This window comes from Rhizobium sp. ARZ01 (genome assembly GCF_014851675.1).
Classification (GTDB): domain Bacteria; phylum Pseudomonadota; class Alphaproteobacteria; order Rhizobiales; family Rhizobiaceae; genus Mycoplana.
On sequence record NZ_JACVAE010000001.1, the window covers coordinates 1728377 to 1754397 of the forward strand.

General features: G+C 61.5%; 26 protein-coding genes. 6 read left to right on the plus strand and 20 right to left on the minus strand.

Features of this window, described 5'->3' with window-relative positions; all coding sequences use genetic code 11:
* Positions 1–202: 202 nt before the first annotated feature.
* Both IB238_RS08260 and IB238_RS08265 read left to right on the plus strand, forming a co-directional pair.
* Positions 203–1237 carry a LacI family transcriptional regulator gene (locus tag IB238_RS08260; protein WP_192245198.1) on the plus strand — a complete coding sequence of 345 codons (1035 nt, stop codon included), beginning with the start codon at positions 203–205 and terminating at the stop codon, positions 1235–1237.
* 275 nt (positions 1238–1512) lie between these two features.
* Complete coding sequence (locus tag IB238_RS08265; protein WP_192245200.1) at positions 1513–2766, plus strand: MFS transporter; 1254 nt, start codon at positions 1513–1515, stop codon at positions 2764–2766.
* A gap of 77 nt (positions 2767–2843) precedes the next feature.
* Here IB238_RS08265 and gndA read toward each other — a convergent pair whose 3' ends face one another.
* The 5 genes from gndA to ccoG all read right to left on the minus strand — a co-directional run bounded on the left by gndA (position 2844) and on the right by ccoG (position 9011).
* Complete coding sequence (gene gndA / locus IB238_RS08270; RefSeq protein ID WP_192245202.1) at positions 2844–4274, minus strand: NADP-dependent phosphogluconate dehydrogenase; 1431 nt, start codon at positions 4272–4274, stop codon at positions 2844–2846.
* 180 nt (positions 4275–4454) lie between these two features.
* Positions 4455–4637 carry a cbb3-type cytochrome oxidase assembly protein CcoS gene (gene ccoS, locus IB238_RS08275; RefSeq protein ID WP_192245204.1) on the minus strand — a complete coding sequence of 61 codons (183 nt, stop codon included), beginning with the start codon at positions 4635–4637 and terminating at the stop codon, positions 4455–4457.
* Positions 4634–6934, minus strand: a complete 2301-nt coding sequence (locus tag IB238_RS08280; protein ID WP_192245206.1) for a cation-translocating P-type ATPase — start codon at positions 6932–6934, stop codon at positions 4634–4636. Before IB238_RS08280 ends, ccoS begins: the two co-directional genes overlap by 4 nt.
* Positions 6931–7434 (minus strand): FixH family protein, encoded by a 504-nt coding sequence (locus IB238_RS08285; RefSeq protein WP_192245208.1) that lies wholly within the window; start codon positions 7432–7434, stop codon positions 6931–6933. The genes IB238_RS08280 and IB238_RS08285 overlap by 4 nt, the downstream gene beginning before the upstream one ends.
* Positions 7431–9011, minus strand: a complete 1581-nt coding sequence (ccoG, locus tag IB238_RS08290) for a cytochrome c oxidase accessory protein CcoG (protein WP_192245210.1) — start codon at positions 9009–9011, stop codon at positions 7431–7433. Before ccoG ends, IB238_RS08285 begins: the two co-directional genes overlap by 4 nt.
* Before the next feature lie 435 nt (positions 9012–9446).
* On the opposite strand from ccoG, the gene IB238_RS08295 reads away from it, so the two are divergent.
* Both IB238_RS08295 and IB238_RS08300 read left to right on the plus strand, forming a co-directional pair.
* Positions 9447–9860 carry an SRPBCC family protein gene (locus tag IB238_RS08295; protein ID WP_192245212.1) on the plus strand — a complete coding sequence of 138 codons (414 nt, stop codon included), beginning with the start codon at positions 9447–9449 and terminating at the stop codon, positions 9858–9860.
* Positions 9860–10216 (plus strand): VOC family protein, encoded by a 357-nt coding sequence (locus tag IB238_RS08300; RefSeq protein WP_192245214.1) that lies wholly within the window; start codon positions 9860–9862, stop codon positions 10214–10216. Before IB238_RS08295 ends, IB238_RS08300 begins: the two co-directional genes overlap by 1 nt.
* A 67-nt stretch (positions 10217–10283) precedes the next feature.
* Here the strand turns inward: IB238_RS08300 and ccoP are convergent, their stop codons facing one another.
* From ccoP to ccoN, 4 genes are read right to left on the minus strand one after another with little or no spacing between them, the layout of a single operon-like run.
* Positions 10284–11147, minus strand: a complete 864-nt coding sequence (ccoP, locus tag IB238_RS08305) for a cytochrome-c oxidase, cbb3-type subunit III (protein WP_192245216.1) — start codon at positions 11145–11147, stop codon at positions 10284–10286.
* A 3-nt stretch (positions 11148–11150) separates the two neighbouring features.
* The gene (locus IB238_RS08310) at positions 11151–11303 is read right to left on the minus strand and encodes a cbb3-type cytochrome c oxidase subunit 3 (RefSeq protein WP_192245218.1); all 153 of its coding nucleotides are present in this window, start codon (positions 11301–11303) and stop codon (positions 11151–11153) included.
* 14 nt (positions 11304–11317) lie between these two features.
* Entirely contained in the window at positions 11318–12049 is a 732-nt protein-coding gene (ccoO, locus tag IB238_RS08315) for a cytochrome-c oxidase, cbb3-type subunit II (protein WP_192245220.1), read from the minus strand.
* Positions 12050–12063: 14 nt separating this feature from the next.
* The gene (gene ccoN / locus IB238_RS08320) at positions 12064–13704 is read right to left on the minus strand and encodes a cytochrome-c oxidase, cbb3-type subunit I (protein ID WP_192245222.1); all 1641 of its coding nucleotides are present in this window, start codon (positions 13702–13704) and stop codon (positions 12064–12066) included.
* Positions 13705–13881: 177 nt separating this feature from the next.
* Here ccoN and IB238_RS08325 point away from each other — a divergent pair, with 177 nt between their 5' ends.
* On the plus strand, positions 13882–14373 hold the full coding sequence (locus tag IB238_RS08325; protein ID WP_192245224.1) for a hemerythrin domain-containing protein: 492 nt from the start codon (positions 13882–13884) through the stop codon (positions 14371–14373).
* 30 nt (positions 14374–14403) lie between these two features.
* On the opposite strand, the gene IB238_RS08330 is transcribed toward IB238_RS08325, so the two are convergent.
* From IB238_RS08330 to IB238_RS08355, 6 genes are all read right to left on the minus strand, one after another.
* Positions 14404–15342: a lipid A biosynthesis lauroyl acyltransferase gene (locus IB238_RS08330; RefSeq protein ID WP_348648211.1), complete on the minus strand. Its 939-nt coding sequence runs from the start codon at positions 15340–15342 to the stop codon at positions 14404–14406.
* A gap of 4 nt (positions 15343–15346) precedes the next feature.
* Positions 15347–16375 (minus strand): zinc-binding dehydrogenase, encoded by a 1029-nt coding sequence (locus IB238_RS08335; protein WP_192245228.1) that lies wholly within the window; start codon positions 16373–16375, stop codon positions 15347–15349.
* A 241-nt stretch (positions 16376–16616) separates the two neighbouring features.
* Positions 16617–17903, minus strand: coding sequence for a beta-ketoacyl-ACP synthase (locus IB238_RS08340; protein WP_192245230.1), 1287 nt, complete (start codon positions 17901–17903; stop codon positions 16617–16619).
* A 10-nt stretch (positions 17904–17913) separates the two neighbouring features.
* Positions 17914–19113, minus strand: coding sequence for a beta-ketoacyl-ACP synthase (locus IB238_RS08345; RefSeq protein WP_192245232.1), 1200 nt, complete (start codon positions 19111–19113; stop codon positions 17914–17916).
* Between the two features lie 3 nt (positions 19114–19116).
* Entirely contained in the window at positions 19117–19599 is a 483-nt protein-coding gene (locus tag IB238_RS08350; protein WP_192245234.1) for a 3-hydroxyacyl-ACP dehydratase FabZ family protein, read from the minus strand.
* Between the two features lie 119 nt (positions 19600–19718).
* On the minus strand, positions 19719–19997 hold the full coding sequence (locus IB238_RS08355) for an acyl carrier protein (protein WP_192245240.1): 279 nt from the start codon (positions 19995–19997) through the stop codon (positions 19719–19721).
* Between the two features lie 383 nt (positions 19998–20380).
* Between IB238_RS08355 and IB238_RS08360 the strand changes: the two genes are divergently transcribed.
* On the plus strand, positions 20381–21106 hold the full coding sequence (locus tag IB238_RS08360; protein ID WP_192245242.1) for a Crp/Fnr family transcriptional regulator: 726 nt from the start codon (positions 20381–20383) through the stop codon (positions 21104–21106).
* 21 nt (positions 21107–21127) lie between these two features.
* Here IB238_RS08360 and cbiB read toward each other — a convergent pair whose 3' ends face one another.
* From cbiB to IB238_RS08385, 5 genes are read right to left on the minus strand one after another with little or no spacing between them, the layout of a single operon-like run.
* Positions 21128–22099 carry an adenosylcobinamide-phosphate synthase CbiB gene (gene cbiB, locus IB238_RS08365; protein ID WP_192245244.1) on the minus strand — a complete coding sequence of 324 codons (972 nt, stop codon included), beginning with the start codon at positions 22097–22099 and terminating at the stop codon, positions 21128–21130.
* A 3-nt stretch (positions 22100–22102) separates the two neighbouring features.
* Positions 22103–23107, minus strand: a complete 1005-nt coding sequence (gene cobD / locus IB238_RS08370) for a threonine-phosphate decarboxylase CobD (protein ID WP_192245246.1) — start codon at positions 23105–23107, stop codon at positions 22103–22105.
* The gene (locus IB238_RS08375) at positions 23104–24405 is read right to left on the minus strand and encodes a cobyrinate a,c-diamide synthase (RefSeq protein WP_192245248.1); all 1302 of its coding nucleotides are present in this window, start codon (positions 24403–24405) and stop codon (positions 23104–23106) included. Before IB238_RS08375 ends, cobD begins: the two co-directional genes overlap by 4 nt.
* Positions 24402–25244: a uroporphyrinogen-III C-methyltransferase gene (cobA, locus tag IB238_RS08380; RefSeq protein WP_192245250.1), complete on the minus strand. Its 843-nt coding sequence runs from the start codon at positions 25242–25244 to the stop codon at positions 24402–24404. The genes IB238_RS08375 and cobA overlap by 4 nt, the downstream gene beginning before the upstream one ends.
* Positions 25244–25738, minus strand: coding sequence for a cobalamin biosynthesis protein (locus IB238_RS08385; protein ID WP_192245252.1), 495 nt, complete (start codon positions 25736–25738; stop codon positions 25244–25246). Before IB238_RS08385 ends, cobA begins: the two co-directional genes overlap by 1 nt.
* Positions 25739–26021 lie beyond the last annotated feature (283 nt).

A 26021-nucleotide genomic window follows, 5' to 3' on the forward strand; every position in this document is an offset into this window, starting at 1 on the left:
CACCATACAAAAAATGACATCCATCATCCAAACATGCAGCGCATCACCGCAAGACACTTCTCGCCCACATCCACCCCTTGAAAAATGGGGCTCCGTCGCATATTCTGCATCGTTACAGTTACAGTGGAAGCATGCTGTTGCGGTAGCGCATAAAGCCGAAGCATGGTAACCGGCCGGCAACGTGGAGAAGGTGCGCTCAGGCATGAACAAGTCCAACGAGGAGCAGGGCGACGCGGCCGGCACGGAACGACCGACCCTGAAGACGATTGCCTTCATGACCGGCCTCGGCGTCACCACCGTGTCGCGGGCGCTGAAGGATGCTCCGGACATCGGCCACGACACGAAGGAGCGCGTCCGACTGGTCGCCCGGCAGATCGGCTACCAGCCCAATCGCGCAGGCGTCAGGCTGCGTACCGGCAAGACAAATGTGATCAGCCTCGTCCTCAGCCTCGAGGAAGAGATCATGGGTCTCACGAGTCCCCTCGTAGTCGGCATCTCGGAGGTTCTCGCCTCGACCCAGTATCATTTGGTCGTGACCCCCTACCGGACCGCCGCAAATCCGCTGGACCCGATCCGATACATTCTGGATACCGGTGCTGCCGATGGCGTGATCATTTCCCGCACCGAACCCAAGGACCCGCGCGTAGCGCTCCTGATGGAGCGCCACTTCCCCTTCGTCACTCACGGCCGCACCGTCATGGGCCTCGAGCACGCCTTCCACGATTTCGACAACGAGCGTTTCGCCTACGAGGCCGTGCGCAGACTGGTGGAGCGGGGGCGCAGGCATCTGATGCTGCTCGAGCCGCCGCCGAACCTGACATTCAACATCCACATGCGCACCGGATTCGAGCGCGCGGTGCACGATTTCGGCGCCTCTATATTCCCATTCAGCGAGGTTAATCTCGATTCCAGCCTGCCGCAGATCCGCGCCGCCTGCGAAAAGGTCATGCAATCGCCCGCCGCCCCGGATGGAATCGTCTCGGGCAGCGGATCGGGCGCCGTTGCGCTGATCGCCGCGGTAGAAGCCTCTGGTCGTGTGCTCGGCCGTGATATCGACATTGCCTCCAAGGAACCGAGCACCTTCCTGCAATGGCTGCGGCCGGAAGTCATGACGGTGCGCGAGGACATCCGGCTCGCCGGACGCGAACTCGCCAAGGCCGTCATCGCCCGGATCGACGGCCGGCCGGCGAGCGAACTGCAGACACTCAGCGCTCCGATCCCGACGGGAGAGGTTTGAGCACACCGCGACCGATTGCGCCATGACATGCGCTCACCTGCCTGCCGGCATCCACTCCCCGCAATGCGGGTCGAGGGTGGATGGGATCACCGTTTTCCTGCTTTTCCCGCCTGCGGAGACAAGGTCCCGGCGGGGGGATGAGGGGCGATCTCCGCAAACATAGCAATATGGCTAGTTGTACCTGTTGCAAGACGTCCGTTTTTGCGGCATCGCAAAAACTGTCGCTTGCATCGGAAACTTCGAGACAAGCCAATAGCGACGACTGAGGGACGACGATGGGGTATGAAAAGCAAAGACTGAATTATGTGCTGTTCCTCATTGCCGGGGCGGGTCTTGTGAATGTCGCAAGGGCAATGACGCTGTCGTTCCTTGCCATCAAGCTGCAGCAATCATTCGGTCTCGGACCGGCCATGATCGGCGTGCTCCTGGGTATCGGCCCCTTGGTGGGTGCCGTTGCGGCCCCGTTCGCTGGCTCCCTGTCGGACAAGGTGGGGCGCAAAACCGTATTGACACTGACCCTCCTCTCCATGGCTCTCGCTATGGCCGGGATGGGGGTCGCCGAAACGGTTCTCGCATTCTGCCTTGCCCAAATCGTCGCTGCCGTCGCCGTCGCGATAAATGAACCGATTTCACGCGCCCTGATGAGCGACGTATGCCCTGAACAGATGCGGCTGAAGTATTTCTCGTGGCGCTACACAGCGATAAACTTTGGTTTCGCCGTAGGTCCGCTGATCGGAATCGCCGCAGGTGCCGCGTCCACAACGCTTTTCGTCATTGCAGGCGTTGTCTATGCAATGTTTGCGCTTGCCTTGCACCTGTTGAAAGTTCCCTTGCATCGGAGCGATGCCGAGCAAGCCACCGCGCCAAGGGTATCGGTTCTTCAGAGCATCAGGACCGCGATCCGCGATCCCCGCTTGGCCTTCTTTGTCGGTGGCGGCACCTTGCTGATTGCCGTATACGGCCAATGGTCGGCTACACTGGCTCCGTATCTTTCCGGCAACATAGCCGGCGGCGTGGAAATCTTCGCCTATCTTGTCTCCGTCAACGGAGCTGTCGTGCTGCTTGGAAATCCGTTTGCCCGTCGCTTTATCGAGCGCGCAGGCGCACTGAATGCGCTCGTGATCGGCTGCGTGCTTTTCCTCTTCGGCGAGCTTGGTTTTCTTGCTTCTGCCGGCTTGTGGGGCTTGGCGATTTCGATGGTCATTTTTACGATTGGAGAAATTCTGGTCGTCCCGTCGGAATACATGCTGGTTGATGGCATCTCGAACGATCGCAACAGGGGCAGCTACTTCGGAGCCCATTCATTTTCGACCATCGGCAACTTCGTTGGCCCGACGCTGGGTGGGCTAATGCTGGCTGCTTTTGGCGGCCCCGGAATGTTCCTTCTCTTTGCGGGATTCGCAGTGATCAGTGCTGCACTGTTTGCCATTGGCACGAGAATGCCGCCACCCAGAGCTTCGATCGAACCTAGCCCGGCAGCCGGATCGGAAAGCGCAACAGGCCCTCATCTTCGAGGCCTCTACGCCTGATGCCGTCGCAAAACGCCACTTAAAGAAAAATGCCCGGTCTTGCGACCGGGCCTTTTGACTTCAAGCGTCGCCAAATCTCAGGTGTTGAGCCCACTGCCCCAGGGACCATGATGGCTGTCCGCGCCGTCGATGCGGTCGAAGCCGTGGGCACCGAAGAAGTCGCGCTGGGCCTGGATGAGGTTGGCCGTGCCGCGGCCGCGGCGATAGCTGTCGAAGTATCCGAGCGCAGACGCGAGTGCCGGCACGGGCAGTCCGCCGAGGACCGCAGTGGAAACGACCCGGCGCAGCGCCCCGTCGGTTTCCTTGACCATGGCAGAAAACGCCGGCGTAACGATCAGGTTAGCTGCATCGGGATTTTTGGTGAAGGCAGTGGTGATCTCGTCAAGGAACTGCGAGCGAATGATGCAGCCGGCGCGCCAGATCCTTGCGATCGTCGGCATCGGCAGTTTCCAGCCGAACTCCTTCGAGGCGGCCGCCATCACGGCGAAACCCTGCGCATAGGCGCCGATCTTGGCCGCCAGAAGCGCACTTTCGAGGTCCTTGATGAAGGCCGGCCTATCGGAGACCGAAAGCGGAGCCACCGGCGGAAGGCCAAGCACCTTTTCCGCTGCTTCGCGCTCGCCCTTCATCGATGAAATGCTGCGCGCGGCAACGGCCGCCTCAATCGCGGTGGCCGGAACACCCATATTCTGCGCCTCGATGACCGACCATTTGCCGGTGCCCTTTTGTCCGGCCTTGTCGAGAATCATGTCGACGATTGGCTTTCCAGTGATCGGATCGGCGGCTTCCAACACCTTGGCGGTGATTTCGATCAGGTAGGAATTCAGGCGCCCCTTGTTCCAGGCCGAAAATACCTCGCCGATCTCGCGAGAGCTCATCTTCAATCCGTCACGCAAAATCCCGTAGATTTCGGCGATCATCTGCATGTCGGCGTATTCGATGCCGTTATGGATCGTCTTGACGAAATGACCGGCGCCGTTCTCGCCGAGCCAGGCGACGCAGGGTTCGCCATTGTACTTCGCGGCGATCGAAGTCAGCACTTTCTCGACGCGCTTCCAGCTGTCTTCCGTGCCGCCGACCATAATAGAGGGACCGTGACGCGCGCCCTCCTCGCCGCCCGAGACACCCATGCCGATGAAGGTCAGACCGCTGTCCTTCAGGGTATCGAAGCGGCGCATCGTGTCGCGGAAGTTGGCGTTTCCGGCGTCGATCATGATGTCGTTCTTTGCAAGATGCGGGCGCAACTGCTCCATCTGCTGATCGACTGCCTCGCCGGCCTTGATCATGATGATGATCGGCCGCGGCGGACGGATGGCGGCAACGAAATCCTCGATCGTGTCGCAGGGCACGATGTTGTCCTTGAGGGCGCCAGCCTCCTGGTAAAACTCGTGAGTGCGGGCGACAGTCCGGTTGAAGACCGCAATCTTGTTGCCCTTCTCGGCGATATTGAGCGCCAGATTCGATCCCATCACGCCGAGACCGATCAAACCGATTTCCGCCTGTGCCACGTCGCACCTCCATAGGGAAATAGCGCATCATCGGGCGCCGAAGCACTCGTCGGACAATGCGCATGCCAGTCTTATCGAAGTTCAGGGGGAAAGAACTTCCCGCAACTCCGCCAGCAGTGGTTTTGGCATTCAAATCGATTTACGACAAGGACCAGCTTGCAGTTCTGCCCGGACGACAGGTCATGGCTGACGATCCTCGGTGCGATGTCCGGGCTTTGCCGTGCCATCACCGTCGTCCAGCACACGCCAGGCGGCCCCGTCGAGATCCTCGTATTGCCCGCTCTTCATCGACCAGAGAAAGGCCGCAAGGCCGAGGCCGCCAAGTAAGAGCGCAATCGGAATCAGATAGATCAGCGTGTTCATGCGGGCCTTACCATTCCGACCGATGGTGTTTGCCGGGCGGCATTGTCTGCCGTTTCAGGCGATCTACCCCTCAACCGGAGCGAATTGGCCACCACGATGATCGATGACGTCGACATTGCTATGGCCGCAATCAACGGCGTCGCGTGACCAAGGATCGCAACGGGAACCGCAATCACGTTGTAGCCGATCGCCAGAGCGAAGTTCTGCTGGATCAGGCGGCCGGCCTTGCGCGATGTATCCAGTGCAAAGGTAACCGCATCGAGCCCGTCGTGCAGGAAGACGAGATCTGCGGCCTGCCGGCCGATATCGGCGGCGGTCGCCGGTGCCATCGAGACGTGCGCCGCCGAAAGCGCCGGTGCATCGTTGATACCATCGCCGACCATCAGCACTTTGTGGCCTGATGAAGCGCATGCTGCAACGGCTTCAGTCTTGTCGCGTGGCGCAAGGCCTGCCCGCCAGCGCTCTGCGCCCAGCATTGAAGCGACCCGCTCAACCGCAGCCGTCCGGTCACCGGAAAGGATGCCGATCTCGACATGTTGCTTGCGCAGGCTATCCATCGCGTTTCGCGCGCCAGGCCGAAGCCTGTCCTCGAAGGTGTAGGTTTCAAGCGGCCGATGGTCGAGCGTGAGAACCACCTCCGACATCGCAGAACCATCTTCCCTACTGTCAGCACCACCGCAGGCAAATCCGCGATTTCCGAGGCGATAGGTTCCCTCCGGCGTCACCGCTTCGAGACCGCAGCCGGGTATCTCCGTGACCGCATCGATTTGCGGCAACGGGCCGGAGTAGGCGGCAGCGAGTGCGCCGGACAGCGGATGCCGCGAGTGTCCTGCGATCGCCGCGGCGATCGCGAACGATTGGTTGGTCGGTCGGTGCTCCCCTGCAGTCGCGACAGAACCCACCCGTCCCACCAATCTCGGCGCTCCCATGGTGAGCGTGCCCGTCTTGTCGAACAATGCCGTGTCGATCTCGGCCAGCCGCTCCATGGCCGAGCCATCCTTGACCATGATACCGTTGCTGAACAATCGGCCGGCGGCAACCACCTGCACGACCGGCACGGCAAGGCCGAGCGCGCATGGGCAGGTAATGATCAGCACCGCAACGGCAACGAGCATCGCGTGCTTCCAGTCGCCATCGTAGAAACCCCAGCCGAAAAAGGAAATCAGGGCGAGCAGGTGCACGGCCGGCGAATAGTAGGCCGCGGCCCGATCGGCAATGCGGCGGTAGCGGGCACGCCCACCTTCCGCCGCCTCCATCAGGCCGATGACCTCGGCGAGGAACGACTCGCGCGCCACGGCGGTCGCCTCGACGACAAGCGCGCCCGTAAGGTTTATCACCCCTGCCTCCAGCTGTGTTCCGGGTCGGGCGGTAACCGGCACGCTTTCGCCGCTGACGAGCGAGCGGTCCACATCACTGGTTCCGGAGACGACGCGAGCATCGACGGCCAGCCGCTCGCCGGCAGCCACCGAGAGCCGATCACCCACCGCAATCTCCTCAACCGGCCGATACTCACGTGCCCCGTCGGCGGAAATCGCCATGGCGCCGCGTGGCGACAGCCGGGCCAGACCGGTGATGGCGGAGCGTGCGCGGTCACGCATGACGTGATCCAGCGTCCGGCCGATCAGAAGGAAGAACAGCAGCGTCACCGTTGCATCGAACCACGCGTGCTCGCCGTGATGGATCGTCTCCCACAACGAAACGCAGTAGGACAAGGTGACCGCGAGGGATATTGGCACGTCCATGTTGGTGTGCCCGTGTTTCAGGGCGCTCCAGGCAGACTTGAAGAAAAAGCGGCCGGCATAGAGCAGCACGGGACCGGCGATCAACGCGGAGATCCAGTGGAACAGGTCGCGGGTCGAAGCTTCCGCCCCGGACCAGACAGACACGGACAGCAGCATGATATTCATGGCGGCGAAGCCGGATACGGCTACGGCGCGGATGAGTTGGTTGCGCAACTCGTCGTCACCCGCGAGCGGCGCGGTAAATAGGTGCGCCGCGTACCCTCTCGAAGCGATCGCTGTCACGATCGTTTTCGGATCGAAGTCCTGCCCCTCATGCCAGCGCACTGAAACCCGTTTCGCCGTGAGGTTGACGCGCGCGCTTTCGATGCCCCGCAAGGCCGTCAGCGCATCCTCGATCGTCGCAATGCAGGCGCCGCAATGCACTCCCGGTACGCTCAGGTCCGTCTGGCGCAATCCATCGCCGAGATCGCGGCTGGCGAGCAGAAGCTCTTCCGCCGACGGCATGGCGCCCGCCCCCTCGAGCGCGCCTTCCGTACCGGGTGCGCAACAACTCATTTTGACTCTCCTGTGACGACCAACCGGATCGTCTGGTGAAAGATCTTTTCACCGCCTCGGACGGTGCTGATGTCCGCGATCCACTGGCCCGCGGTCATTTCCCTCATGGCAGAGTAGTTGCCTCCACTTTCCGCGACAAGTACGAGCTCGAAATCCTCCCGCTCCTCGACGGGGCGCTTGAAGGTGATCGTCACGCTGTCTGCCGTGACCGGCGCGCCCTCGCGATCATGTAGACTGTAGCTGACACGACCATCGGCGATGGCAAGCGCGCCCTCCAGTCCGCTTGCCGCGAAAGCCTTCGCCTGCTCGACTTTGCCGTTGAACTGCTGGCTGGCAACGTAGGTGTTCTGCACGACCAAACCGCTCCAGCTGCTAACCGCATTCCAGGCCATGACGACGTTTACGGCGATGATCGTGCCGAAAAACAGCAGCATGATGCCCAGCATGTGCCATCCGGTGAAGACAAACGGCGCCTTTGGGGTCTTGGCGGTCCGGTTCATCGCGTGCCTCCTGGAACATTGAAGTTGGCTTCATATCCGCTGTGCTCGTTGCCCGGCCGGTCTTCGGCCACAAGCCGGAAACCGTCAACCGCTTCGGCACCAAATTCTTTCGGCAGCGTCACGAAGACTTTCATCGCAGTCACCTTGTCCGGCGACACCGGGATGTTGAAGTGACGGCCGTCGGCGCTCTCGTGCCCGGCAATGCGCATCGTCGCATTTGGCATCCCCTCGATCGAAAGCGTGATGATGCGAGGCTCCGGGATCATGTTCAGAAGCTTGACCTCGTAGCCGTTACGCACCGAACCGTCCGATTCGATCACGTATTGCGGATTGCGATCGTGGATCACATTGAGCCCGAGCCGGTCGCGCGAGACGAGGGCGAAGATGAGCCCAATGCCCGCAAGCGTCCAGATCGCAAGGTAGAACATCGTGCGCGGGCGGAAGACTACGCGCCAGTTGAAATGCTGGACCTTGTCGGAGAAGTTGCCGTCCGCCTTGCGAACGCGCGCAGGGTCAATCGTCCCTTCACTGTCGGTCGCGATCGCCATATTGGCGGCATAGTCCGAAAGCGTGGCATAAGCGATCAACCCACGCTCCTTGCCGATCTTGTCCATGACACTGTCGCATGCATCGATGCAAAGCGCGCAAGTGATGCATTCCAGCTGCTGGCCGTCGCGGATGTCGATGCCCATCGGACAGACCGCGACACAGGCATTGCAGTCGACGCAATCGCCCACGCTTTCGCCGGCGGCAATCGCCTTTTTCGCGTGCCGCGAGCGCGGCTCGCCGCGCCAGTCGTTGTAGGTCACGACCAGAGAACTCTCGTCCACCATCGCGGCCTGGATACGGGGCCACGGGCACATGTAAGTGCAGACCTGTTCGCGCATCAGCCCGCCGAAAACATAGGTCGTTGCGGTCAGCACGGCGACGGTTATGTAGGCGACCGGCGGGGCATTAACCGTGACGAAGTTCTTGAGCAGCGTGGGGGCATCGGCGAAGTAGAAGATCCAGGCACCGCCGGTGGCAACAGCAATCGCAAGCCAGACGATGTGCTTGGCAAAGCGCTTGCGCAGCTTTTCAAGGGTCCAGGGTCCTGCATCGAGCTTCATTCGCGCATTGCGATCCCCCTCGATCGCCCGCTCGACGACGAGGAAGAGGTCGACCCAGACGGTTTGCGGACAGGCATAGCCGCACCAGGCGCGCCCGACAGCGGACGTCACCAGGAAGAGCCCGAAACCCGCCATCACGAGAAGGCCCGCGACGAAGAAGAACTCCTGCGGCCAAATCTCGATGAAGAAGAAATAAAAGCGGCGACTCGCCAGATCGACCAACACGGCCTGGTCCGGCGCATGCGCGCCGCGATCCCAACGGATCCAGGGCGTCAGATAGTAGATGCCGAGCGTCACCAGCATCACGATCCACTTGAACTGGCGGAATTGGCCCTCGGCCCGCTTCGGAAAGATCTTCCGCCGCTTCTCGTAAAGCGGCTTGCGCACCTTGGCGGAATTGACCGCCTCGGCATCGAGCCGCTCGATGGTGGTTTCCTTTTGGGGTTCTAGGGCATTGTATATATTCATCGGCGGCACCGTCCTTCGGTAGCGTTGTGCGCCCGGGTTACCATGCCCTCCTTGACTTAAATCAACAATGCAGGCCGGATGGGCCTCAAACAGATGCGACAAATCGGCCGGGCGCCCCGAAGGGTGCTACCGCGCCAACCGCCATCCTCACCGAGAGTGCGGGAATCTATCGCCCAAGCTCCCTTGCCGACCATTTCGGTCACGTGTGGTTCCACCACCTAAGCGACCATGTTTGTGGACGCATGTCGGTTGTACCGGACGGCTTTTCAGATGCCATATTGGTGGAGGCCCGGCTCTTCGTCGTTGGTCCAGATCAAACAGCTGCCTTCGTTTTCTTAAAGCAATGCCACGTCGCCTGCCCTATTCTGTTTGAGAATTCACTGTGTTGCGGCAACCAAGCGCCGTGCGGGACGTGCGACGCAGCAAGGAGCGATAATGAAAACCCTGCCTTCTCGGATCGTACACCGGTCGATCACCTGCGACTGGCGCAAGGTCTATGCTTTTGCGGCCAAGCCAGAGAACATGCCGCTCTGGGCCTCTGGTCTGGCTTCGGGGCTGACACCGGACGGCGCAGACTGGATTGCCGACGGGGGACCGATCGGAAAAGTCCGTGTCCGCTTCGCGCCGATGAATGACTACGGCGTGATCGACCACAGCGTAACGATGCCGGACGGGCTTGTCGTCCACAATGCGCTGCGCATTGTGCCAAACGGCGATGGCGCGGAGGTGATGTTCACCCTGCTCCGCCTGCCTGGTATGGACGATACAGCCTTCGAGGCCGACGCCGCCCATGTGGCACACGACCTCGAAACACTGAAGAAATTGATGGAAACACAAGGAGATAGCTGATGGACGCGACCGGCAAGGACCGCAAGATCGACTATATCGAATTCAACGTCGCCGATATCGCCCGTTCAAAGGCCTTCTACGGCAGTGCTTTCGGCTGGACCTTCACCGAGTACGGCCCGGAGTACTGCGAATTCCAGGACGGCCGTCTGACCGGCGGTTTCACGACGCTTGCGCCAGTGAACGCCCAAGGTGGCCCACTGGTGATTCTCTTTGCCGACGATCTCGAAGATGCCGTCGCCCGCGTGGAAAAAGCCGGCGGCCGGATCGTCAAGCCGATCTTCACGTTTCCCGGCGGAAGGCGTTTTCACTTCGCCGACCCCGATGGATACGAACTGGCGGTGTGGTCGGACCGGTAGAGGCAAAAACGCCCCTCTCCCGGCAGCGGCAGAGGGGCGCACGTAGAGCGCAGATGTGGTTGACAGGTTACTCGCCGCCACCCAGCGAGTGGACATAGACGGCCAATTGCTTGACGGTCGGCTCGCCCAGACGCGGCAACCAGGCCGGCATCACGCCGTGCTTGGGAGAGCGGATCTGGCTGGCGATCGCCTCCTCGCCCTCACTCTTCAGCCAGATGGCGTCCGCGAGATTGGGCGCGCCCATCTCGCGCATGCCCTTTGCATCCTCGCCATGGCAGGAAGCGCAGTTGTCGGCAAAGAGCTGCTTGCCAGGTTCAACCATGCCGGTGTCGGCAGGCGTCCCGGTCAGGCTGACCACATAGGCCGCTACTTGCTTGATCTCTTCCGGCTGCAACATGTCGCTGAAGGCAGGCATTTCGGAGACATGCGTATCGGCGTCCCCTTCGAAACGGATGCCGTGGGCGATGGTCTTGTAGATCTCGTCGGCACTGCCGCCCCAGACCCAGTCGTTGTCGTTCAGGTTCGGGAAACCAACCGAACCGGCAGCACCCGAGCCATGGCACTGCACGCAATTGACCTTGAACGCCGCAGCACCGCCGGCAATCGCGAACTGGGAAAGTTCCGGATCGGCGATGATGTCGGCAAGCGGGGTCGACGCGATACGCTCAACGTAAACCGTTTGCGCGACCTTGGCTGCCTCGAGCTCCTTTGCCACTTCGGCGCGACTGGAATAGCCGAGCACGCCACGCGTCGCATCCGTCAGCATCGGCCAGGCCGGATATGCAATCACGTAGCCGATCCCCCACAGGATGGTCGCGTAGAAGGTCCAGACCCACCAGCGCGGCATCGGGTTATTCAGTTCGCGGATGCCGTCCCATTCATGGCCGGTGGTTTCGACGCCCGAGAAGTCGTCAATATGCTTTTCAGCCATGTATCAGTCCTCCTTGAGAGGGATTTGGGCGGCATTCTCGGCGGCTTTGCGTCCACCAGGCCGGAAGGTGAAGAGGACGACGCCGGCGAAGAAAATCGTCATGGCGAGCAGACCCCAAACGTCGGCAAAATGCCGCATGGCGGTGTAGGTTTCCATGATCCGCGCCTCCTTTACCGGTAGCCGCTGGCATCGTCATAGGTGGAGAAGTCCACCAGCGTGCCGAGCATTTGCAGATAGGCAACGAGAGCGTCCATCTCCGTCAGCTTCTGCGGATCGCCGTCGAAGTTGCCGATCTTGGCCTTGGGATAGCGCTCCAGGAGACCGGACGTATCCGCGTTCGGATCCGCCTGCGCCTTGAGATCGGCGGCCGCGTTCTCGAGCATCGCATCGTCATAGGGAACGCCGACTGCGCGATTCGCCTTCAGGTTCATGCTGACGTCGGTGACCTTCAGCGGCGCCGCCTTGAGGAAGGCGTAGCTCGGCATGACGGATTCCGGCACGACCGAACGCGGCTCAACCAGGTGCTGCACATGCCATTCGTTAGAGTAACGATCGCCGACGCGTGCCAGGTCCGGCCCGGTGCGCTTCGACCCCCACTGGAAGGAATGGTCGTACATGCTTTCCGCTGCGAGCGAGTAGTGCCCGTAGCGCTCGACCTCGTCGCGGAAAGGCCGGATCATCTGGCTGTGGCAGACGTAGCAGCCCTCGCGGACATAGATGTCACGGCCAGCGAGTTCCAGCGGCGAGTAGGGGCGCATGCCCTCAACTTTCTCGATGGTGTTGTCGAGATAGAAGAGCGGTGCGATTTCAACGATGCCGCCGACCGTGACCACGGCGAGCGATGCGACCAGCAGCAGCGTTGCGTTTCTCTCCAGTTTGGAGTGGTGGTTTAGTATGGACATAGATCACGCGCTCCTTATTCGGCAGGTTGCAAGGCCGCAGCCGGCCGGATGCCCATGGGGGCTTCGTTGCGCAGACGCCCGCGAATGGTCTGGTAGACGTTCCATGCCATCACCAAGCCACCGGCGAGGTAGAGCACGCCGCCAAGAGTACGGATGACGTAGTAGGGGAACATTGCGAGCACGGTTTCCGCGAACGAATAGACGAGGAAGCCCTGGTCGTTATATTCGCGCCACATCAGGCCTTGCTGGATACCGGCGACCCACATGGCGGCGGCGTAAAGCACGATGCCGAGCGTGGCGAGCCAGAAGTGCCAGCTGACCATGTTGACCGAGTAGAGCCGCTCGCGGTTCCACAGCTTCGGCGCAAGATAATAGACAGCCGCGAACGAGATCATGCCGTTCCAGCCGAGTGCGCCTGCATGGACGTGGCCGATGGTCCAATCCGTATAGTGCGACAGCGAGTTGACGGCCTTGATCGAGAGCATCGGGCCCTCGAACGTCGCCATACCATAGAAAGCGATGGCGGCGACCATCATGCGGATGATCGGATCCGTGCGCACCTTGTCCCATGCGCCCGAAAGCGTCATCAGGCCGTTGATCATGCCGCCCCAGGAGGGCATCCACAGAATGATCGAGAACACCATGCCGAGCGTCTGCGCCCAGTCGGGTACGGCAGTGTAGTGCAGGTGGTGCGGGCCGGCCCAGATGTAGAGGAAGATGATCGACCAGAAGTGCACGATGGACAGCCGATAGGAATAGACCGGACGCTCTGCCTGCTTCGGCACGAAATAGTACATCATCGCCAGGAAGGGGATCGTCAGGAAGAAGGCGACGGCATTGTGGCCATACCACCACTGCGTTACCGCGTCCTGCACGCCTGCGAAGGCGGAATAGCTCTTCACGCCGAGGAACGACACCGGTATCGCCAGATTGTTGATGATGTGCAACATCGCGACGGTGATGATGAAGGAGAGATAGAACCAGTTCGCCACATAGATATGCGGCTCCTTGCGCTTGATGACCGTGCCGAGGAAGACGATCAGATAGGCGACCCAGACGATGGTCAGCCAGAGATCGACATACCACTCCGGCTCGGCATATTCGCGGCTCTGGGTGATCCCCAGGAGATAGCCGGTCGCGGCCATGACGATGAAGAGCTGGTAGCCCCAGAACACGAACCAGCCGAGATTGCCGCCGAACAGGCGTGCGCGAGACGTGCGCTGGACGACGTAGAACGACGTCGCGATCAGGGCGTTGCCGCCGAATGCAAAGATGACCGCCGAAGTGTGCAGCGGACGCAGGCGACCAAAATTGAGCCAGGGCTCCAGGTTAAGATCCGGGAAAGCAAGCTGTGCGGCAATGAGGACGCCGACCAGGAAGCCGACGACGCCCCAGAAGACGGTGGCGATGACGCCGTACTTGACCACTTCGTCGAAGTAGGGATTGGCCTCGCCCTTCCCCGAACCATACTGACCGCCCGTCACATGGTAAGGCGCGAAGGAAATGCGCCGCACCATGATGATCGTGCCACCCAGCAGTACCACGAACAGCACCCACATATGGGCCTGGAACAAATTGTCATGTGCAAAGGCCGCGCCGAGGAGCGCAAGAAACGCGCCCACGGCCAGAAGCCCGGTCTCTAAACCATATTTCATCGTTGGCATCCCCAACTCAACGTCGTTGCGCCCGCGGAGGCTTCACCCGAATCCTTCCACGGCATCATGGCACTGCTGGCAGATACCTGAGGAGGCAGCCTTGATACAGATCAAGGCCGGGTAGGGTTTTCACGGGCAAAAATCAATCCGGTTACTTTTTGGAGGGGATCGGACGCCATGACGCTGGCACAACAGGAACATGACAGGGTAAACAGCCTTCTCTCCGCCATGCCGCGCAACACCGTTTCGCTCGACTGGCTGGCAGGCGCGCACCGGGAACAACTGCTCCTGTGCGATGCGCTCGAGGAAATCGCCGACAGCCTGCCGGCGAGCGTGAACCGGCAGAAATGCATCTACGCGGCAAAGGTTCTGGGACCACTGATTCACAACCTGCACCGCTATGAGGAGCAGGTGATCTTTCCGCATCTCGCAGCCCAGCTTGGGCGCGGCGCCACACTTGACGCTACATTGAACCGGTTGAAGTTCGAACATTGCGAGGACGAGTGCTTCGCCGAAGAACTGGTGGACACGCTCTTGAAACTCGGCAGCGGCGCGCCTGACGTCAATGCCGAGGCTGCCGGCTATATGCTGCGCGGATTTTTCGAAACGATCCGTCGGCACATCGCCTTCGAACGCGAACACCTGCTCGGCCGGCTGCGCCACGTTTGATCGTCAACGGGGGAAAATCCCCCGTTACACCTACTTGTACTTCAGTTCGCCCTTGATCTCCCAGCGGTCGTGATACCACAGCCACTGGCCTGGATACTCGCGCACCCACTCTTCCACCTTGTCATTGAGCTTCTGCGCAGTAGCCTCAACATCGACCGCACCATCCGGGCGCCGTGGGATTTCCATGGCCGGCTCCAGTTCCAGGCGGAAGCGGTTCCCCGGCATGCGGATGCAGCGGGCGGGATAAACTTCGCAATTGAACTGGCGTACGAGTTTCGGAAGTAGCGGATTTGTATGCGCCGGGCGACCGAAGAAGGTCGTCGGCACCCCCTTCTTGTATTTCTGGTCGACGAGTACCCCCACCGGATCGCCGCTGTCGAGTTTGCGTGCCAGCGTGAAGGAAGAGCCCGCATGCGACGGGACGAGGTTGCCCATGCGCGCGCGCCGGAACTCGAACACCTTGTCGGCGACGTAGGGATTGTTTGGTGGCCGGAACAGAACCGTTACGTCCAGCCCAAAGGCAGCGCTTGCGACCGGCAGCATTTCGAAATTGCCGGTATGGCCGGTAAAGACGATGAAGGGGCGAGGGTTGTAGCGCAGGTCCACGAAGAGCGGGATGCCCGACACCTCGACGCGACCGACCTCCAGATTGTAGGGGTCGAAATCGAAGAGCCGGTCGAGGAAAACGTACTCGGCGGCCATACGGCCCATGTTCCCCCAGCTATCCAGCGCGATTTCATTGAGCTCGGCTTCGGACTTCTCCGGAAACGCATTGCGCAGGTTCGTCATCATAAGCACGTGGCGGCGTGTCTTCGGCCCGATCCAGCGTACAACGCGATCGGCAAAATTCATCGCGCCATCAGCCGGAAACAGCTTCATGAGGCTCAGGAGGCCGAAGACGACTTGGGCGACGAGCCACTGCTCGAAATTGCGCAGCGCCAGCACGATGCGGGTAATGACCTTGCGCACGGGCTCAGTCCAGACGCAGCACGATCTTGCCGAAGATCTGGCGCGATTCCATGCGCTCCAGCGCCGTCTCAATCCCATCGAACGTGACTTCGGTGTCGATGACCGGATGAACGATACCGCGGGCCATCTTCTGCATCGCGTTTGCCATGTTCTCCATCCGGCAGCCGAATGAACCGAGCAGCTTCAGCTGCTGCTGGAACAGCATCATCAGGTTCATGTCTGTAGATACGCCCGAGGTCGAACCGCAGGTGACGAGACGCCCACCACGCTTCAGGCACAGCATCGAACCCGCCCAGGTGTCCTTGCCGACATGTTCGAAAACGACGTCGACACCCTTCTTCTTCGTCAGCTTGCGCACGACGCCCTCGAAGCGGTCCTCGCGGTAGTTGATGACATGATCGGCACCCAGCGCCTTCGCCTTCTCGATCTTGTCGTTCGAGCCGACGGTGGTGATCACGGTGCAGCCGATCTTCTTCGCAAGCTGGATCGCTGCCGTACCGATGCCGGAGCCGCCGGCGTGGACGAGGATCGTTTCGCCCGATTCGAGCTTGGCGTTGTCGAACAGCATATGCTCGACGGTCCCGAAGGTGACGGGCGCGAGCGCTGCGCCCACGGCATCCACGCCCGGAGGAGCGGGCACCAGCTGACGGGCAGGAATGTTGATCTTCTCCTGGGCGAAGCCGTCCAGGTGGAAGCCATGGACGCCGCCGACGTGTTCGCAGAGATTGTCGCGCCCCTCGCGGCAGGGCTTGCACAGACCGCAGGTGCGCGCGCCGTAGACCGATACGAGCTGTCCCGGCAGAACGTTGGCGACGCCCGGACCAATCTGGTCGACGACGCCGGCAGCTTCCGCTCCGATGACCAGCGGCATCTTGCGCTTGGCGAACGCCATGCCGCGCCAGCCCCAAACGTCGATATGGTTGAGAGCGACCGCCTTGACGCGAAGCGTCACCTCCCCCGGCCCCGGTGCCGGCGGCTCTGGGATGTCCGTCAGTTCGAGCTTGCGATCGTCGAGAAGCTGGAGTGCGCGCATATTCTTGTCCTTTGCCGCAGCGGCGGCATGTGTTCTTGAGGCGGCAAAGAGCCCTTGCCTCGAAAAAGCTGAACCAGCGCATCGTCCATTTTCGACGATGCGCTGCATTTGGTCCGATGCTCTAACGCATGGTCCGCAAAATCGGAATATCTTTTTCGCTCGTGGAGACCCGAGAATTCGGCGGCTCCTCCCAAAAGAGGAACCGCACTCTTAGCACGCGTGCGACACTCCACCGGTACCGTTAGGTCGGCTCGGCCGTCATCACCAGGCTGGCATTTTGTCCGCCGAAGCCGAAGGAGTTTGAAAGCACGGCCGTAACCTGCTTGTCGCGCTTCACATTCGGCACGACGTCGAGCACGATGCCCGGATCGGGGTTCTGGTAGTTGATCGTCGGCGGCAACGTACCTGACAGCATGGTCTGGATCGAGAACACCGCTTCGATCGCGCCAGCTGCCGTCAGGGTGTGGCCGATCATCGACTTGTTGGATGACACCGGAATCTTCGACAGACCCTCCCCGAACACCGTCGACATGGACAGATATTCCATCTTGTCGTTTTCCGGCGTCGAGGTACCGTGCGCGTTGATGTAGCCGATCCCGTCTTCGGCGACGCCCGCGTCTTCGAGAGCCGCCCGGATCGTCGCGATCGCCGGGCCGCCATCCGGTGACGAGCGCGTGCGGTGGAAGTGGTCGGCCTTCTCGCCACAACCCTTCATGATGCCGAGAACGCGGGCACCACGAGCGATCGCCGATTCCAGTGACTCGAGCACTAGTGTGGCAGCCCCCTCAGCGATCACGAAACCGTCACGATCCTTGGTGAAGGGCTTCGATGCCTTCTGCGGCGGATCGTTCTGGGTGGAAAGTGCGGAAAGCAAAGCAAAACGAATGAGCGCCTCGGCAGTCACCGACCCATCCGTACCGACCGTCAATGCGCGTTCGGTGCGCCCCTGCCGAATAGCCTCTACGCCGAGTTGGATTGCTGTGGCACCCGAAGCACAGGCCGTCGAGAGCGTCACGGGCAAGCCGCGCGTGCCGAAGCGATCTGCAAGCCGTTCGGAGATCGCACCGAAGAGCCAGGTCTCGTACAGCGCCGGATCGGGTTTTTCACGCAGGACCGCCATGAACCGGTCGTAGGCATCGCCCGGCTGTTGCGTCGGCGGGGCGCGTTCTGCCAGCGCAAAGCGCTGGCTCCATTCCGGCTCGATCGGCGGGGCAGCCAGGAACAGCGGCCCGCCGAAATCACCGGAGAGGCCGGCCTGCGCCAAGGCTTCCTCGGTCGTCTCGCGGGCATAGAAATAGGATCGCTCCACCGGGTTTTCCGCCGGCAACTCAACGAAATCGACGGTGCCAGCGATTCGCGTATTCAGGCCATCGACCGGAAAGCGCGTGATGCCGTGGATACCGGATACACCGCCTGAAAGGGCTGCCCAGTTGTCCTTCAGTCCCTGGCCGAGCGATGTGATGACGCCCATGCCGGTAACGGCGACGATCGGACGTCCAAGATGATCCCTGTAGGCTGCTTTACTCATGCGCCCGTCCTCACTTCTCTGCCTTCAGGATGGCCACGCCCTCGCCGCGCCCATGGCCGATCGTCGTGACGATCGCTGTCTCGGCAGGTCCGCTCATCTGCTTTTCCGTCGGGTCGAACGCCGGAACGTTGGCCTCGCTCGAAAGCGCAAGCGCGGCAAGTGCCAGTCCTAGCGGAAACTGCGTTTCCAGTGCGTGGCCGGTCACGCCGCTATACCCCCGCACCGGGACGTTTGCGAATCGCGATTCGAGCCAGGCCTTCTCGCGGTCTGTTACCCCATGCAGGCCCGAAGCTCCGGAAAAGATGACTGTCGACCCTGCACTTGGCTCGAGGCCGGCTACAAGCATTTCCAGCCGGCGCTCAAGTCGCCCGTCTTCGCGTCGTCCGCGATCGCCGCCGATCGTCTTGATCGTCGCATAGATGCGTGCGCCCCGTGCCTCGGCATGCGCACGCGATTCCAGCACCAGAAACGCCCCCACCGAACCGATAACGATCCCACCGCCGGCATTCACGTCGCGCGACCAGAGCGGCGTCCAGGCACCGGTGGCGTGAGCGCCAATCGCTTCATAGAGCAGGATGACATCCGCACGCTCGGCGACGAATGCACCGCCGACCAGCGTATGTGTCGACTGCCCGGCCTGGATGCGGGCGAAGGCAGTTTCTATTGCGCTGATGCCGGCCGCCTCCTCGCCCATGAAGGTCCGAGACGATCCCGTGACCTTGTGGACGATCGAGATATTGCCGGCCATGAGGTTGGAGAGCTGGGCGAGGAACAACGTGGGGCGCAGTTCGGTGGTCAGCTTCTCGTTCAGGAGTTGCTCGCGATCGTTGCGCTTCAAGCCCTCGTCTACGATCAGCGAATCGACATTGATGTCGCGCTCGCCGCCTCCGCAGGACACGATCATGTCCATCGTGCCGCAAGCCTCGACATTGTCCTTCAGGCCGGCATCATCGAGCGCAAGACCTGCAGAAAATACGCCCAGACGCTGCCAGTTCTCCATCTGCCGCTGGTCGCCACGCTTGGCGATCTGCTGCGACCAGTCGATCTCCGGCATGGGGTGCACCGGATAGGGAGAAAAGCGCTCCGCATCGATCTTAAGGTCCGGAGCGCTCGCCGCCTTGAGGTGGGCGATATGCGGCTCAACGCCGACACCCTGGCAGGTGACGATGCCGATGCCGGTAATGACGACGTCGTATGGAGCCTTCGTCATGCATCAGTTCCTTTCGCCGCTGGCGGCAAGAGCATTGAACAGCCCGAGCTCCTCAGCCCGCTTGCGCACGATATCAGCCAGCGGCACTTCGTTGAACGGCATGGTGCGCAGCTTCAGCTGCGCGTCGCAAACCTTCTTGCCCTCCGATGTGATCCTCGCCTTCGTTACGGCAAAACCGGAACCATCATGTTCTAGAACAGCCTCGATATCCAGGATGGCATCGGGAGCGATAAAGGTGCGCATCTTTGCGCCGTCGACCGACATGAGAAAGGGCATGGCTGCGAAATTGGTCGCGGCCAGCACGAGAAATCCCGAGGCCTGCGCCATCGTTTCGATCAGCAGGACGCCCGGAACAAGCGGCATGCCGGGGAAATGCCCTTCGAAGACAGGGCTTTTCGAAGGCACCACGGATCGCGCCCTGAGCGTCTTTCGGTCGGCGTCCACCGATTCGACGCGATCGATCATCTGGAAGTATTCAAGCAGCATCGAGAACCCATGCCTCCGGGCACCCCCGGAATAGAAAGGCCCGCCAGAATAGGCAGGCCAAAAGTCCGATTACCAAATAGAGCAGCGCGCAAGACACTGCTGACAGCGCGTCTCGGATTTTAGGCCTTGGCGGCGCGCAAGTCATCGATCTTCGAGCAGAGGTTCTTCAAAACGAAGTACTCCTCTGTCGCGACCTTGCCTTCGTTGACGTCCTGCGTCCACTGCTCCAGCGGAATCTTGATGCCGAATTCCTTGTCGATCGCAAAAACGATGTCGAGGAAGTCGAGGCTGTCGATGCCGAGATCGTCAATCGTGTGGCTCTCGGGCTTGATCGTTTCACGATCGATCTCGCTGGTTTCCGCGATGATGTCGGCAACCTTGTCAAATGTAGCTGTCACGCCAGTACCTCATGAAATCTATGGTCGGGCGATCCTATAAGTAAATGCGGCGGAAATGCCAATGGGCAGATCCAAAGCTGCTGCATTTTGGCAACACGGTGTTGCGAAAGCGTCATATTCTATAATTACAAGTATCTAGCAGCACCACCTGCATCCCTCCAGAGCAAAACCTCTCACATCGACAATCTCGCGTTGAAATGCACCGACCCACAATATCGGGATTTGACATTTACCAAGTTAAATTCTCTAGTTTCCCAACAGATTCATCAACCGGCAGTCGCGATAAATTGCCGCTAAATGACATGCGGCAACCATGTCGCATTGTAAGTGCCTCCAATCTCGTTCAGAGGTGACAGGCGTCAAATCGAAGAGAGGCGGCACCAATGGACATGCAGCGCAGTGATATACACAACTCAGATACCCCGGTCGTGTGCCGTTCCTGCGAAGCACGTCACGGCGGAGTCTGTGGGGCGCTGTCTGCCGAGCAGCTTAGCGAACTGAGCAAACACGCGACACGCAAGCGCCTCGATGCCGGTACTGAAGTGGTCGGGCAAGGCGAAGAGATTTGCAGCTGCGCCAACATCATGCGCGGCGTTATTAAACTGACGCGCATGATGCCGGATGGTCGCCAGCAGATCGTCGGCTTGCAGTTCGCGCCCGACTTTCTCGGCCGTCCCTACGCGGCCGAAAGCCCGCACAGCGCCGAAACGGCAACGGAGACGGAAATCTGCACCTTCCCGCGCCAGATGCTGGAACGGCTCGTCAGCCGTTCGCCGGATTTGGAGCACAAGTTGCATCAGCAGACGCTGAAGGAACTTGACGACGCACGCGACTGGATGTTGACGCTCGGCCGCAAGAATGCGCAGGAAAAGGTGGCAAGCTTCCTCCATCTGATCGCGACGCACTACGATCCGGAAACCGTCGAAGGCACTGCCTTCGACCTGCCGCTCTCGCGGGCTGACATTGCCGACTTCCTTGGCTTGACGATCGAGACCGTCAGCCGCCAGTTCACCAAGCTGCGCAAGGAAGGGGTCATCCGCATCGAGAACAACCGACACGTGACCGTACCCGACATCGAGCGCCTGCAGCAGTTCGCCGGCATCGATTGAACCGGCCGGTAGCCTCGGCTGCTATAGGGCAATCGCACCGACGACGGCCGCCAGAACCAGCGTGTCGCAGGCACGATTGAATATTTTCAAGGCCTGATCAACATCGGCAGTCGTCGCGACCGCGCGGCCGGCGGCGTTGATCATCGGCTCCTCGACTCGTACGCCATCATAGATTCGAGGCCCGGCCAGACCGATACCCAGCGCACCCGCCATTGCCGCTTCCGGCCACCCGGAATTGGGCGAACGATGCAGGCCGCTGTCGCACAGAGCGACGTCGATCGTAGCACGCGCAGAACGCGCACCCTGGACGACCCACGCGCTGGCCGCCAACAGGAAGATGGAAAGGCGTGCAGCCGGCCAGTTGGCGACGTCGTCCAGCCGGGCCGATGCCCAGCCGAACTCCAGGTACTTTGCGTTCTTGTGGCCGATCATCGAATCCGCCGTGTTGAGCATCTTGTAGGCAAGCAGACCCGGCAGCCCGAGCAGCGCATACCAGAGGGCCGGCGCTACCACGCCATCGGAGAAGTTTTCCGCAAGGCTCTCGATCGCAGCACGGCATACCGCAGGCTCGTCCAGCGTCGCCGGGTCGCGGCCGACGATCATGGAAACCGCCTGGCGTCCCCCTTCGAGGCCGCCGCGCCTCAAACCGGTTGCAACCGCACCGACATGATCGGCAAGGCTCTTCTGGGCGAGAAAGAACGCAACAATGACAGCCTCCGCAATCAACCCAATCCAGCCGAGCGTCATCAGCAGATCGTGAACAACGTAGCCTACGAACAGACAGGCAGCGAGCAACACGCCGATCACGACGGCGCCGTTAAATTTCCGCGTCTCGGCCTGCATGCGCTTGTGGTTAAGAAAATGATCGAGCGCAGAAATGGCCCACCCGAACACGACAACCGGATGCGGCACGCGACTCCAGAGCTTCGGTGGATCACCGACAATGCGATCCAGAACGAGGGCGACAGCAAGGACGAGAAGCGTGACGGTCATGGTTCAGGAGCAAAAACTGGCAAGGGCCGCTGCGAGGCGTAAATCGGCAGCAGCGTCCGGCGCAAGACCAAAGCGCAGCCAACGTCGATCATAGTCGAAAGCACGCACCAGGACATGCTGGATACAGAGCCATTCATGCAGTTCCGCCGCACGCGGATGGTCGACGAGGGAGAACAGTGCGGTTCCACCGGCGATCCGAAGCCCTGCGCCTTCCAGCACAACGTCGAGCCCGGTCTTGCGCTCGAGAATCGTCTGGCGAATCGGTTCGCAATCGCCAGCCATCAGACCAGTCGCGATCGTCAAAGCCGGTCCGGATACGGCCCACGGTCCGAGGCATTCTGCAAAATTCGCCTGAAGGGTTTCCTGCCCCAACATGAAGCCCAGACGCAGGCCGGCAAGGCCGAAGAATTTTCCGAAGGAGCGGAATACGACTAGCCCCTTACTCGTGCCGGCGTACGGCACAAGCGTGGCCGACGGGTCCATGTCTGCGAAGGCTTCATCCACGACCAGCGTCCCGCCAGTCTCAGATACCTTCCGCCACAGTTGCAGGAGGTCTTCCCGTCGATATTGGCGGCCGTCGGGATTGTTGGGATTGACGACAACGACCAGCCCATGTTCGTCGCGGACCTCTTCCAGACCGCTGATCGTATCGACCAAAAGTCCCGCTGTTCGTAGCACGCGACCATACTCGCCATATGTCGGAGAAACCACCGCCGCGCGGCGCCCCGGCGGCACAAGCCGAGGCAGCAACTGGATCACGGACTGCGTACCCGGCACCGGCAGCGGCAGGCAATTGTCGCTGCCGTAATGGGCGGCAGCGGCCAGGCGTGCGTCGCGAAGCCGGTTCTGGTCCGGAAGTCGGTGCCATGCCGCAGCATCGACCGGCGGCAAATCGACCGGGCACGGATTGATGCCGGTCGAGAGGTCCAGCCAGTCCTCCGGGCGACCGCCATGGCGCGCTGCGGCGGCCGAAATGCCGCCCCCATGCTGGATTGGCGCTTCGCTCATGGCGTCCCCGCAATGTCGATAACATGCATGTACGAGCCCGAAACATTACCGCGCCGGAGGCCGGCCATGCCGAGATCTTGGCCTGTTGCATCGGTGACGGAAAACAGCCTGTCGGCTTCACCTTCATGGGCGACGGTCGAGTAGTGAAATTCGTGCACGGTCATCGGCTGTGAAAAACCTGAGCCAACGAGCGGTTCTACACGCCGATATCCGAGTTGTCTCCGCCGTTCGGCAAAACTCGTCACAAGAGGCAGGAGGCCGAGCATCGCATGCTGCTCTCCATCCGCCGAAACCAGTCCCTCGCCCAAGGTCATGTAGCCCCCGCATTCGCCATAGATTCGGGCACCGCGGCGGGCGGCGGCACGCATGCCTTCCCGGAACTTCGTCGCATTGGCAAGAGTGCCGCCGTAAAGCTCCGGATAACCGCCCGGAAGGAACACTGCATCGCAATCCTCGGCCGGCGCCTCGTCGCCGAGCGGTGAAAAGAATGAGAGCTGGGCCCCCTGCTCTCTCCAGCCCGCGAGAAGATGCGGATAGATGAAGGCAAAGGCATTGTCGCGGGCAATCGCCATATGCTGCCCAAACGGCGGCAACCGCGGGACGTTCGTCGACGGCGGCGCCCTTCGTCCGGTGTCGAGGCCTGTGAGCCGGTCGAGCGCAACGCACCGGAGCACGACGTCCGCCGCACGGCCGATGAAGTCCTCCAGTGCAACATGCTCGCCCGCCTGCACCAGCCCCAGATGTCGCTCGGGAAGAGAAAGCGCCGGGTCCCTGGCGATCGCCCCGAACACCGGAACGTCGGCTCGCTCCAACGCATCGCGCAGCATTGCCTCGTGGCGGGCGCTCCCGACCTTGTTGAGGATGACACCGCAGACAGTCAGGTCGGGGCGGAAGTCGACATAGCCGCGCACCAGCGCGGCGATTGAATGGGACAGCTTGCTGCAATCGGCGACCAGAACGACTGGAAGGCCGAGCATGACCGCAAGGTCTGCAGGCGTGCCGCTGCCGTCCGCCGCGCCGTCGAAAAGCCCCATCATGGCTTCGATGAGAAGCAGTCTGTCGCCACCCCTTTGCATGGCCGCATTGCTGGCGAGCAACTCCGGACGCATCGCCCAGGGATCGTAGTTGAGGCAATCCGTGCGGCTGGCGGCGGCATGGAAAGCCGGATCGATATAGTCTGGACCGGCCTTTCCCGGTGCGATTGCCATGCCCTGATCGGCCAGCGCGCGTAGCAAGCCGAGGGTCACAGTCGTCTTGCCGGATCCAGAGGCCGGAGCCGCGATCATGAGCCCGCTCATGCAGGATCCTTCAGGCTACGCGTCCCGAACGGGTCGGGAGCCAGCGACTTGCCCTCACGCAGCGCCCCGAGCCAGTCGAGCGATCCGCGAAGACGCACGACATCGCCGACGACGACGATTGCCGGCGGTTCCAGACCGGCCCCGGTCGCATCCGCCTCCGCACGCGACAACGTGGTTTCCAGCACCGCCTGCTCCTCTGTCGCCGCATTGCAAACGAAAGCAACCGGCTCGTCCGGCGATCGTCCGGCGGCGATCAGGTTTGCGGCAATCTGGCCGATGTGCTTCATCGCCATGTACATGACGATGACCGGAGAGCCGCTCGCAATCCCCTTCCAGTTGATCCGATCGGGAACCACCCCCGACGAATCGTGTCCCGTCAGGAAGGTAACGGCGTGATTGACCTCGCGATGGGTAACGGGAATGCCGGCATAGGCGAGCCCGCCGATACCGGCAGTGATTCCCGGCACGACACGAAAGGGAATTTTGTGCTCGATCAGCGTGAGGGCCTCCTCGCCGCCGCGACCGAAGACGAATGGATCGCCCCCCTTCAGCCGCAAGACGCGCTTGCCGGCGCGGGCAAGTTCCACGAGCCGCAGCGAAATATCGCGCTGCTTCGACGACGGCTTGCCGCCTCGCTTGCCGGCAAACTCCAGCGCGGCACCTGCTTTCGCCAGCTTCAGGCACTCGCCGTTGACGAGCGCGTCGTGGACGATGACGTCAGCCTGCCGAAGCGCCTGCACGGCAAGCAGCGTCAAGAGCCCGGGGTCTCCCGGTCCGGCGCCAACAAGCCAAACATTGCCTGGTTCCAACTCTGGAAGGGACGAAAACAAAGCGTCCATCACACGGCCCTTGCTGTGGTGGATGATTCAACGCCTGAAGCGACCGACTCAACGTGTGAAGAAATAACCGCAACCGGCTGAAAGGATTCTGCAATCGCGGCCGTCGCATGGGCCGATTTCATTTTGGCAACCACGAGCTTCCCAGTGGATCCGACCGCTGCAAGCGCCGCTGCTTCGGCAACGCCATGGCAGCCGGTATGGCGAAAGACGACCTCGGACGGATTGGCCAGCCGCCACGTTTCCGCTTCCAGCGTTGCCGGAGAAAATACACGAAAAGGAACGGCGAAATGACGCGCAACGGCCCTCATCCCCGGCTCGTCTGCTCGCGTATCGAGCGAGGCGACCATGACGAGCGAAGCTGGATTTAGGCCGGCGGAGGCGAGAGCCGTCTCGGCAAGCGCGAGAACCTCGGCCGTCGGTGCCCCCCGCTCGCAACCCAAGCCGAGCACGAACGATGGTTCTCCGCCCTTAGTGGCTTGCGCCGAATGCCTCATCTGCCTGTCCTCACATCCTGGACATGCGAGAGTGCGGGCATTCCCCTCTCGACAGCCCCGACTGTGGCCCCTTCCTGGGTCGGCCGCATCGGGCACCTCTCCGGTCCCGTCAGGGACACCGTCGCATGTCCGACCTGTTTACCGGAGCGCCATTTCACGGTCAAACCGGATTGCGGCGTCGGATGGAGCAATGGCGTCATTTTCATCGGGGATGACGAGAGGCTCCGGATCGGCTATGCATGTTGCGAGAGCTTTGTTGCAGTGCAGTAGACACCGGTTCGTA